The organism is Acetobacter estunensis (genome assembly GCF_011516945.1).
Lineage (GTDB): Bacteria > Pseudomonadota > Alphaproteobacteria > Acetobacterales > Acetobacteraceae > Acetobacter > Acetobacter estunensis.
Window position 1 is genome coordinate 1 of record NZ_WOTH01000061.1, and the last position, 10,101, is coordinate 10,101.

At 54.4% G+C, this 10,101-nt stretch carries 10 protein-coding genes; 4 read left to right on the top strand and 6 right to left on the bottom strand.

Annotated features, from left to right (window positions below; translation table 11 throughout):
• The first annotated feature begins 69 nt into the window (after nucleotides 1–69).
• The gene (locus GOB87_RS15510) at nucleotides 70–558 is read left to right on the top strand and encodes a hypothetical protein (protein ID WP_166318823.1); all 489 of its coding nucleotides are present in this window, start codon (nucleotides 70–72) and stop codon (nucleotides 556–558) included.
• A 58-nt stretch (nucleotides 559–616) separates the two neighbouring features.
• Complete coding sequence (locus GOB87_RS15515; protein WP_166318825.1) at nucleotides 617–1,447, top strand: IS5 family transposase; 831 nt, start codon at nucleotides 617–619, stop codon at nucleotides 1,445–1,447.
• Nucleotides 1,448–1,455: 8 nt separating this feature from the next.
• Here the strand turns inward: GOB87_RS15515 and GOB87_RS15520 are convergent, their stop codons facing one another.
• The 6 genes from GOB87_RS15520 to GOB87_RS15545 form a co-directional block, all read right to left on the bottom strand.
• Complete coding sequence (locus GOB87_RS15520; protein ID WP_166318821.1) at nucleotides 1,456–1,848, bottom strand: hypothetical protein; 393 nt, start codon at nucleotides 1,846–1,848, stop codon at nucleotides 1,456–1,458.
• A 335-nt stretch (nucleotides 1,849–2,183) separates the two neighbouring features.
• Nucleotides 2,184–2,933, bottom strand: coding sequence for a class II aldolase/adducin family protein (locus GOB87_RS15525; protein ID WP_166318827.1), 750 nt, complete (start codon nucleotides 2,931–2,933; stop codon nucleotides 2,184–2,186).
• A 45-nt stretch (nucleotides 2,934–2,978) separates the two neighbouring features.
• Nucleotides 2,979–3,736 (bottom strand): IS5 family transposase gene (locus GOB87_RS15530; protein WP_166318829.1). Its coding sequence is split into 2 segments (ribosomal slippage): nucleotides 2,979–3,415 and nucleotides 3,415–3,736, totalling 759 coding nucleotides; the frame shifts between segments, so codons are not numbered across the junction.
• Between the two features lie 60 nt (nucleotides 3,737–3,796).
• Nucleotides 3,797–4,792: a glycine betaine ABC transporter substrate-binding protein gene (locus GOB87_RS15535; protein ID WP_198911731.1), complete on the bottom strand. Its 996-nt coding sequence runs from the start codon at nucleotides 4,790–4,792 to the stop codon at nucleotides 3,797–3,799.
• Nucleotides 4,793–4,925: 133 nt separating this feature from the next.
• Complete coding sequence (locus GOB87_RS15540; RefSeq protein ID WP_166318831.1) at nucleotides 4,926–6,422, bottom strand: carnitine 3-dehydrogenase; 1,497 nt, start codon at nucleotides 6,420–6,422, stop codon at nucleotides 4,926–4,928.
• Between the two features lie 3 nt (nucleotides 6,423–6,425).
• Nucleotides 6,426–7,319: a BKACE family enzyme gene (locus GOB87_RS15545; RefSeq protein WP_166318833.1), complete on the bottom strand. Its 894-nt coding sequence runs from the start codon at nucleotides 7,317–7,319 to the stop codon at nucleotides 6,426–6,428.
• A 150-nt stretch (nucleotides 7,320–7,469) separates the two neighbouring features.
• On the opposite strand from GOB87_RS15545, the gene GOB87_RS15550 reads away from it, so the two are divergent.
• Both GOB87_RS15550 and GOB87_RS15555 read left to right on the top strand, forming a co-directional pair.
• Entirely contained in the window at nucleotides 7,470–8,450 is a 981-nt protein-coding gene (locus GOB87_RS15550; RefSeq protein ID WP_166318835.1) for a GlxA family transcriptional regulator, read from the top strand.
• A 347-nt stretch (nucleotides 8,451–8,797) separates the two neighbouring features.
• A complete protein-coding gene (locus GOB87_RS15555; RefSeq protein ID WP_166318837.1) occupies nucleotides 8,798–9,709 on the top strand; it encodes an MIP/aquaporin family protein in 912 nt (303 codons plus the stop codon).
• Nucleotides 9,710–10,101: the final 392 nt, after the last annotated feature.

The following is a 10,101-nucleotide window of genomic DNA, read 5'->3' on the forward strand; positions in this document are numbered from 1 at the left end:
GGATAGCGCTTCGTCTTGCGGGTGATACTGGCCATCCGGCCTCTCTGCTCTGGCGTCCACATCCAGGGCTTGAATCACACCCTCACCGAATTTCCAAACAGGCTCTTAGAGCATCCTGATTTGTCGAGTAATGATCGGCGAAATCTCCGAAAGCTTCGGAACCTGTATTGGAATGCGTTCAAACATGCTTCGAAGCGTGAAGGCAAAAATATGCGGGACGATGCAGAAATCCTCAGCCAATTCAACGACACCGTAAATGACCATACCCTGTTTATCGGCTGGGGAGATTATCGCCCGATTGCTCGGGCATTACCTATTGAGGCTCAGGTCTTCGCTGTCTGGTATATGGTTCTCTATGAAGAGAAAGTGGCGCCGGGCGTCGATCTGGTGAGTATGCGGCGCCGTTTCCCAGATCTGCGGTCGCTGGATCGTCTCTCTCAGAAACGCATGCTCCGGAATGTTATCGCTCAGGCGCGTCAACAAAATGATCTTATGTCAAACCATGCCACCGATCAGGATCCGTTGATACTTGGCCCCTCAGTGTCTGACCGAAAATGAGTTGAGTGATTTCAGCGGGTTATGATTCATGGGTTTGCGATAACCTGATGAGATCAAGATGGCCTGGACTGAAATCACCCGAGCGCAGTATCAAAGGGACGACCTGGAATATGCAAGCGACCTGCGCGATGCGGAGTGGGCGCTGATTGCGCCGCTGATGCCCGAGAGGAAACGACTGGGGAGACCACGACGTACGGATTTGCGCCGGGTCATGGAGGCGATCCTCTATATCGTCACTACGGGCTGCCAGTGGCGACAATTGCCCCGGCACTTTCCGGCCTTCACGACCGTACAGGGCTATTTCTACCGCTGGATCCGCGAGGGACGATGGGAAGCCATGAACCATATTCTCGTGATCCTGTCGCGTGAGCAGGACGGGCGAGACGCCACGCCTTCGGTGGGCATTATCGACAGCCAATCGGTTAAAACCGCTGAAAACGGCGGCCCACGCGGTTATGACGCGGGCAAGAAGATCAGGGGACGCAAGCGGCATATCGCGACCGACACGCTGGGTCATGTCGTGGCGGCTGTTGTACATCCCGCCGACATTCAGGATCGTGATGGTGCGCCGCTGGTAGCGACCAGAATACGCTCATTGTTTCCCTGGCTTCGCCATCTGATCGGTGACGGGGGATATGCTGGCGAGAAGTTGCGTGGTACGCTGGCTGAACTCGGCCGATGGACGATCGAGATCGTCAAACGTAGCGATCGGGCCGAAGGCTTCGTCGTCTTGCCCAAACGCTGGATCGTGGAGCGTAGCTTTGCATGGCTCGGACGTTGCCGTCGCCTCACGAAGGATGTCGAGACAACAATCTCGTCATCCTGCGCATGGTTGATGATTGCCCATATCCGCAGAGTTCTGCGAAAAATCAATCAAACCGCTTTCTGATTCAGGCTCTAAAACTGGTTTGACCAGGTATCCATTCCCTGCGGATCATCGGACTGGAACATCACGCCCGGCAACTGCGCCAAAACCTTCAAGGGATTCGTGCCAGGAATCGACTTGGCGATCATCGCCTGCCCTACAGAAACTGATGTGCCATGTGTGCGTCGTGCACCAACGACCCCGACAGTCTCACTACCTTTTGCAAGCGCGCTACGGGCTCGTGATGATTTCGTTGCAGTGCGCCCCGTCACGTTCGGCGGGGGCGAGGATGATGTCCGTGCCCCAACAGAACCCGAAGGCGTGGAGGAACCATGTTTGCGCGATGTTGCCGCATATGCTTGGGAAGAGGCAGAAGCAAGAAGCGTGAGTCCAAGAACAGTTGAGAATATACGTTGATTCTTCATGAAGGGACTCCGGATTGAGAACATGGACCAACGAAGCCGCGAGAGATTTTACGATAGCCAACTCTATTTCGTAACCGTAATGCTAATATTACCTTGACTGTATAATGTTTGCGACATGGCATTGAACGATTCGCCGCTAGCCGTATTTTCTCTCACTTGATTCTAAAGTGTGGTATATTTGCACGTATGTTTTTACGATTTTTTACGTAAACAGGATGACTTAATCTCTTATTTCATGACGTATTATTCAGAATATACTGAAATTATACATCGCGATACACAAAGAACAGTTCACGTAGTTTCACTGGCGACCGACAGCCCGCCCATTCCCCGTTTCACCTGACATAATCAGGCTGTTCCCGATCCAGCTTGCGGCGCAGCGCCTGCCAGACCAGATGCCCCTTATCGTCGCCGTCTTCAAACTGTTTGCGTGCCCGCAGCACGTAGTCTTCAGAAGGAAGACAGAGCGGAACTCCCGTCGCTTGCGCCGATATCTGGATGCGGCAGGCCTGTTCCAGATACCAGATGCGGTAGAATGTCTGCGCCACGGTCTCACCCACAGCCAGCAGACCATGATTCTGCAGGATCAGCCCGATATTGTCGCCCAGATCACGAACCAGCCTGTCCCGCTCGCTGAGATTGTCATCCGCCGCGATACCTTCATACGGGTGAAAGCCCACGCGACCGTAAAACTCCATGCTGATCTGATTGACCGGCAGAATGCCCCTGTCCTGTGCTGCAACCGTCATGCCGGCCAGCGTGTGCGTGTGCATGACGCAGGCTGCATCCGGACGGGCGCGATGCACCGCCGAATGGATGACGAACCCCGCCGGATTGACCGGCCAGCTTGTTTCCTGTTTCGGGTGCCCCATCGCATCGACAATCACCAGTGAACTGGCCGTGATTTCCTCGAACAGCAGTCCGTAGGGGTTGACCAGAAAACGATGCGCCTCACCCGGCAGACGGACGGAGAGATGAGTATAGACAAGATCCGTCATGTCGAATTTGGCCAAAAGCCGATACGCCGCCGCCAGATCTTCCCGAAGGGACTGCTCGTCCTGCTCACCAGCGGAATACTCAGACATCACTCTCTCCAGAACATAATGTTTTTATTTATTTAGGCTCAGGACTCATAGCCAGAAGATGACGGTTGCAGCGAGGCAGATGGCTGAGAAGAAGACATTTGGGCATCTGTCATAGCGGGTTGCGACCCTCCGCCAGTCCTTGAGCCTTCCGAACATAATCTCGATGCGGTTGCGACGTTTATATTTTCGCTTGTCGTATTTGACTGGTTTTCCGCGGGATCTTCGCCCCGGAATGCAGGGCCTGATCCCTTTTTCCTCCAAGGCATCCCGGAACCAGTCGGCGTCATAACCTCGGTCCGCCAGCATCCACTGTGCCATAGGAAGACTGTCCAGCAGAGCAGCGGCACCAGTATAATCACTGACCTGTCCCGCAGTCATGAAGAAGCTCAGCGGTCGTCCGTTCTGATCGGTGACCGCATGCAGCTTGGTATTCATACCACCTTTGGTGCGACCGATCAGGCGGCCTGGATCCCCTTTTTTAGCCGCAGGCTCGAAGCCGTGCGGTGCGCCTTGAGATACGTCGCATCAATCATGATGGTTTGGGGCTCAGCCTTCGCGGCAGACAGGCCATCCATCATCCGCATGAAAATGCCCATGGCGCCCCAACGTTTCCAACGGTTGTAGAGCGTTTTGTACGGACCGTATTCCCGGGGCGCATCACGCCAGCGCATACCATTGCGGTTCACAAAAATGATGCCGCTCAGCACACGGCGGTCATCAACGCGAGGTTTGCCGTGGCTCTTGGGAAAGAACGGCCGCAGACGCTCCATCTGTTCGTCCGTCAGCCAATACAGGTCGCTCATCTTCAGTCTCCTCACAGAGCCTGAATCAGATTTCCGTCATCAAATCAATGGGTCCTGAGCCTAGGGGGAAAGTCCCAGAAAACTTTTTACAGCTGGAAGAGCAGGCGTGCCGTCACGTGTTGTGACCTGATCGAGCCAGGGCTCCAGATTCTCCGGATGAGCCTTTAGCCAAGCAAGAGCTGCATCTTTGGGGGATTCGTGTTTGTCCCGAATCTCTCCCATCAAAGTATTTTCCGTAGGGATAGAGAAACGTAACTGCTCAAAAAACCTTGTTACATTTGGGCATTCGCTATCATATCCTTTACGAATCACGGTATGCACAACAGATCCATTATCGGGTCCGAATATGGAAGAACCACCACTCAGGTAGCGCATGGCAAATCGGTTATTCATCGGATGCGGTTCCCAACCCAGAAAGACCACAGGCTGATGATTTCTAATCATCCGATCAACCGTGCCTAGCATTCCTTCTTCGCTGCTCTCAACAAGGCGGAACTGCGAAAGACCAAACAAATCATGTTTCATTCCATTCAGGATCAGAAGATTTCCTGCATTTCCTGATTCCAGCCCATAGATCTTGTCATCAAGTTTTGGAGCCCATTTTTTTAAATCATCAAACGTTTGCAAGCCTTCTTTCCAGGTATATTCAGGAACGGCCAGAGTGAAATGTCCACCGGAGAGATTCACGCCGATCTGTTTTACTGACCCATCGGCAAGAAAAGGCTTGATCGTGCCCATGCCGGCCGGATCCCAATTGCCCATAAAGACGTCAATCCTGCGATTTCGCATCGATACATACGTCATGGCGATACTCAGCAACGGAATATCCGTTTTGTATCCCATGCCAGCCAGAACCGTGGCTGCAATACCATTAGCCGCTGCGTTATCCGACCACCCAGCCTCGGCAATACGCACGGTAGAACATGATGCTGCTTCATCTGCGTTTGCCGGAAGCGTTGTTATCAACAAAACAAGAGCAGCCAAAAAGCAGGAAATGAATCCTCTTATCCCTGTAGTGATATGCATAACATTCTTCTGACATGCTTTTCTGATCATCTTCTATTCCGCTGGATACAGGCGATGGCCGGGATAGTCCTTGGCTTCCATTAATCGGCATTACAGACCGGATTGCAAATCATATCATTTTTATAACGAAATGATATGTCCGGAGATCAAGCTGCACACCTCCTCACGCCGCACGGCGAATTCCTATGCTACGTCCGGCAGCTTCCGGGACTGGGTTCCCTGCCTGAAGCTTTTGTATTCGTTCGATCTGATTCTGAACCGCGGCAAGAATCTGACAGCTTTTTCCCTTCGCGGAATCAACGTGCAGCAACATATGCTCTGCTGTAGCGATCGGATCGTCAGATCCCCGCACGGTCATGGTATGAAAGAGATGAAGTCTTTTCGCATCGGAATCCAGGACGCGGCTTCTCACTTCCAGCGCCATGCCGCTATAGGCCTGACCAAGATGGCGTATGTGCGTCTCGACTGTGTAAAAGCTGTAACCTGATCTTACATAATCCTCACCGGCACCGATGAGAGCCAGTACACCATCCGTTGCCTCGCCAAACACCTGAAGATAACGATGCTCGGTCATGTGCCCGTTATAATCTATCCATTCAGGAGAAACACCTTCCTTCCAACTGACAAACCAGGGCTCGACCTGAACTGTTTTCGCATCCTCTTCCGTGCGCAGCCATGTTGAAAAATCCTTGAGAGTCCTGCCAGATGCGTATCCTTTGGCTCCCACCGATGAGAGGGCAGAGATCACCTTGACCAGCGCTTCATCTCTGAGCACTTCAAGTTCCCTTACGGAAACATCTCCAGCCTGCTCATCGGACTGTGCCGCAATACGATCGGTCAGTTCATCCGTCAGTTCCGGCGCGACCAGCTTTGTCCACGGCAATTTGAGGGCTGGACCGAACTGACTGAGAAAATGGCGCATGCCTGCATCGCCGCCAGCAAGTCTGTATGTCAGGAACGTGCCCATAAAGGACCAGCGAAGACCCGCGCCATAACGGATCGCATCGTCCAGTTCGGACGTCGTGGCGACCCCCTCTTCGATCAGCCACAGCCCTTCACGCCAGAGTGCCTCCAAAAGGCGATCTGCAATGAAACCGTCAACCTCTTTCCGAACATGCAGAACCTGCATACCGATGGATCTGTAGAACGTTGCGGCACTTTCCTTCGTGGCCGCGGATGTCAGGTCGCCACCACAGACCTCAACAAGCGGAAGGAGATACACGGGATTGAATGGATGCCCGACAACGAACCGTTCCGGATGTTTCAGTCCGGCCTGCAATCGGGAAGGAAGCAGTCCGGAAGTGGAAGAACCGATAAGCACATGCGGTGGCAGAATGGCATCTACCTTGGCCAGAACAGTGCATTTCAGATCCTCAATCTCCGGCAGGCTCTCCTGCACGAAATCCACATCCCGTACAGCGTCTTCCAGAGAATCAACGAAACTCAGCGTGCCTTCTTCTGGAAGCACGCCGGGCATAAGGGCAGCCCAGGCTGTGCGCGCCATGTCCAGAATGTGTTTCGCACGGGCCTTCGAATCCCCTGAAGGATCGTAAATCACGGCGTCAATGCCGTTCAGCACGAAACGCGCAGCCCATCCGGCACCGATCACACCGCTTCCGATGAGCGCCGCGCGCTTCACGGCAGTTTTTTCAATGCTCATGGCTCAGCCCTGCTTGCGAAGTTTGAGAAGATCACGAACCGCAGGCGGCCCCATGACCTCAACATTCATGGCTTCGAGAATGGTCGCCGCCCGTCCGACGAGTTCGGCGTTCGTCGCCAGCTTCCCTCGCGACAGGTAGAGATTGTCTTCCAGCCCGACACGCACGTTGCTGCCGATCATCGGCGCAACACCCACATAGGGAAGCTGAAAACGACCGAGAGAGAACATGCTGTAAACCGTGTCCGGCGGCATCTGGGCCACCATGGCCTGCAAGGTCAGCAGATCGTTCGGGGCGCCATAGGGGACTCCCATGCACAACTGGATCATCAGCGGGTGATCCAGCAGTCCTTCCTTCAGCAACTGTTTTACAAAGACGAGGTGCCCGGTATCAAAAACCTCAAGTTCCGGGCGCACACCAAGCGCCTGCACCTGCCGCGCCATTTCCCGAAGCATGGAGGGCGTGTTCACCATGATGTAATCGCCAAGCGAGAAGTTCATGGTGCCGCAATCAAGCGTGCAGATTTCCGGAAGCAGTTCAGCGACATGCATGAGCCGCTCCGTCGGCCCGGCCATGTCGGTGTATTCCGACACGGGCGGGAGAGGAGATTCACCGCCACCGAGCACGAGATCGCCGCCCATGCCTGCCGTCAGGTTGATGATGACATCCGTCTCGGAGTCACGGATACGCTCCACGACTTCCCGGTAATAGGCTACATCGCGTGCCGCCTGTCCGGTTTCGGGGTTACGGACATGAATATGAGCGATCGCAGCGCCGGCCTTTGCGGCAGCAATGGCGGACTCCGCGATATCCTTTGCCGTAACCGGCACGTTCGGGTGACCCGACACGGTATCGCCGGCTCCGGTGACTGCGCAGGTAATGAAGAGGCGTGATTTCATGGAGCAATTCATCCGCTACTGAAACTGTTTGCTTCCCTGATCCTTCAGGGATGCGCCGGAATTCCACTTCCAACTGTGCTCCCGGAATCGAATCGCGACGTATTAATTCGTGCCGTTTCCGTATCGAATGCGGTCCTCTATTATGCCTGCATGACGTGTCGCATCGGCTTCCTGCTCGTTCCCCGTTTCTCCGCGCTCGGGTTTCTCTGCGCGGCGGAACCGTTGCGCGTCGCCAACCGTCTGGCCGGACAGAATTTGTATGAGTGGAAGGTCATCTCTCATGATGGCGCGGCGGTTTCCGCCTCAAACGGCATGCTGATGGCGGCGGACGGCGCTCTGGCGGACATCGCCTCTGATCACAGCTTTCCGCTGGACTGGCTGATCGTGTGCTCGGGGTTTTCTCCACTTGATGGTCTGAACCGGAAAGCGGATTCCGTCATACGGCGTCTGGCAGGAATCGGAGTTCAGATCGGAGGGCTTGATACGGGGGCATTCATTCTGGCCCGCGCCGGTCTGGGGCGTGACGTTCGGATGACGATGCACTGGGAAGCCCTGCCTGCATTTGCTGAGGCGTTTCCCTGCCTTCAGGCATCCTCGGAACTGTTTGAAGATTTCACCACGATCTTCACCTGCGCAGGCGGTACGGCGTCAATCGATCTGATGCTCAACCGCATCAGCAGACTGAAAGGCGCTGCGTTTGCCCGTCGTGTTTCCGAGCAGTTCATTCACACGACCATCAGACCGCCTGCCGCCGCCCAGAAACTTCCTTTGAAAAGCGGTCAGGCTTCGCATAACCGTATTCTGACTCGCGCCATCAACATGATGGAAAGCGTGACGGATCGCCGCATTGCGATTGAAGAGTTGACGCGGACAGCATTGTGCTCCGCCCGTCATCTGGAGCGTCTGTTTCACGCCCATTTCGGATGGGGCGTGAGCCAGCACCATCGCAAGATCAGACTGGCCCGTGCACGCACGATGTTGCGGGAGACGGATATGGCGATTGCCGATATTGCCGTGGCCTGCGGCTTTGAAAGCCGCACAAACTTTTCCCGTGCGTATAATGTGGAATTCGGATGCTCACCGACTCAGGATCGTATAGAGCCGGATGTCCTCAAATTCAGCGCCGACTGAATGCAGAGCTTGTGTTTGCAGGTGTAGCCTATTTTGCGAATGCCATGACCATGATTGAGGAAGCGGCATATCCACTTTCTGAAAAGAGGTGGCGGTTATCGTTGTCGGACAGGCACAAGCATCTGGGAAAGCGATAAACAGACAATAGTAGTTTGCGACTTTACGGTATTGCCGTGAAAGAAAATCCGCAATGCATGGCACATTTCAAGGGATGCTCCTCTGCGGAGCCAGCAGTTGAAACCTGATGCTGGGACAGTAGCATGAAGAAAACAAGATCATCCGGCCACCGGTTGTGTGTCGGAAGGCGCTGAATGCCCGTAAGGTGCAATGGTAAAAAGGCTGGAGAAATGACTGAAACCCGGCAGACGACGGGTCTTCGTGAAATAGAAGATGATCGCCCTCTTGCTGGCCACCCGCATCCCAGGCATCCCTTTCACTGGAAGCTTTATTTCTGCGAAATGGTGGCCACGGCCGTTCTGATGGTCTGCGGTATTGTCTCGGTCGCCCTTCTGACCACACCGCTTACGCCCATTGGGCGGCCCCTTGGACCGCTCCCACTCGTCCAGACGGCATTGTGCGGTCTTTTCTTCGGTCTTTCCGGGACGATCGCGGCTTTCACGCCTTTTGGGCGTGTCAGCGGTGCGCATCTCAGCCCCTCCATTTCTCTGGCTTTTAGTCTGGCTGGACGGCTCAGCACTCTTGATTTCTGCGGCTATGTGATTGCCCAGATAGTGGGCGCCAGTCTGGCGACACTCTTCCTTGCGGAACTGGGTCATATCTGGCCGTTCTGGGGGCGAATGGCACAACTGTCCTCTTACGCCGCCACTGTGCCTTTCGAGCACATTACCATCATGTGGCCGCTGATTACAGAAACGCTGCTGACATTGTTTCTCGTGCTGATGGTCTGCCGACTTGCCGCGCACCCTTTCCTGAAATGGCTTACGCCCTGGGCGGGCGGTCTGTATTTCCTGATCTGCAATCCGATTTCGGCCTGGCTATCGGGCAACAATTCCAATCTTGCCCGCAGTTTCGGTCCGGCACTTTTCAGCGGACAATGGGGTGGTTTCTGGATCTATATAACGGGGCCTTTTCTCGGTGCATCGCTGGCCGTGTGGGTGCTGCGTTCGAACCTGCTGGGACGCATTGATCTTGAAGAAGCGCGGCTGGTGAACTTCGGCCATCACGGTCGCATCCCATCATTCTGGCACCCCGGCCGACGGCGGACACAGGAAAACGGGACCTCTGGAGAAAAGGGCTGATAGGGCCGCGGCGCAGATCTTCTGCTCGGGCTCTTGGGAATGCGATCGCTCGAAAGAAATGATTATTCTCGTTTCCAACAGGTCTGACGCACCAGCCTACAGCAAACAAAAATTTTAGCTATGACTTAAAGCCTGCCCGTGAAGAACGCCTGTAAATCATAAAGAAGTTTTTGGCGAAGCTTTTTTCAAAAAGCTTCACAGAACATCGCCTTTTTGAAAAAAGGCGATACCCAAAAACTTTTGTTATTTGTTACCAAAAGACTATTGCGAAACAGTCTTCTCTCTAAGAGCCTGTTTGGAAATTCGGTGAGGGTGTGATTCAAGCCCTGGATGTGGACGCCAGAGCAGAGAGGCCGGATGGCCAGTATCACCCGCAAGACGAAGCGCTATCC

What these genes read in the sequence shown, in the direction of transcription:
- GOB87_RS15515 (WP_166318825.1), top strand. Translation starts at nt 617, where the DNA reads ATGGCCTGGACTGAAATCACCCGAGCGCAGTATCAAAGGGACGACCTG.
- GOB87_RS15520 (WP_166318821.1), bottom strand. Translation starts at nt 1,848, where the DNA reads ATGAAGAATCAACGTATATTCTCAACTGTTCTTGGACTCACGCTTCTT.
- GOB87_RS15525 (WP_166318827.1), bottom strand. Translation starts at nt 2,933, where the DNA reads ATGTCTGAGTATTCCGCTGGTGAGCAGGACGAGCAGTCCCTTCGGGAA.
- GOB87_RS15535 (WP_198911731.1), bottom strand. Translation starts at nt 4,792, where the DNA reads ATGATCAGAAAAGCATGTCAGAAGAATGTTATGCATATCACTACAGGG.
- GOB87_RS15540 (WP_166318831.1), bottom strand. Translation starts at nt 6,422, where the DNA reads ATGAGCATTGAAAAAACTGCCGTGAAGCGCGCGGCGCTCATCGGAAGC.
- GOB87_RS15545 (WP_166318833.1), bottom strand. Translation starts at nt 7,319, where the DNA reads ATGAAATCACGCCTCTTCATTACCTGCGCAGTCACCGGAGCCGGCGAT.
- GOB87_RS15550 (WP_166318835.1), top strand. Translation starts at nt 7,470, where the DNA reads ATGACGTGTCGCATCGGCTTCCTGCTCGTTCCCCGTTTCTCCGCGCTC.
- GOB87_RS15555 (WP_166318837.1), top strand. Translation starts at nt 8,798, where the DNA reads ATGACTGAAACCCGGCAGACGACGGGTCTTCGTGAAATAGAAGATGAT.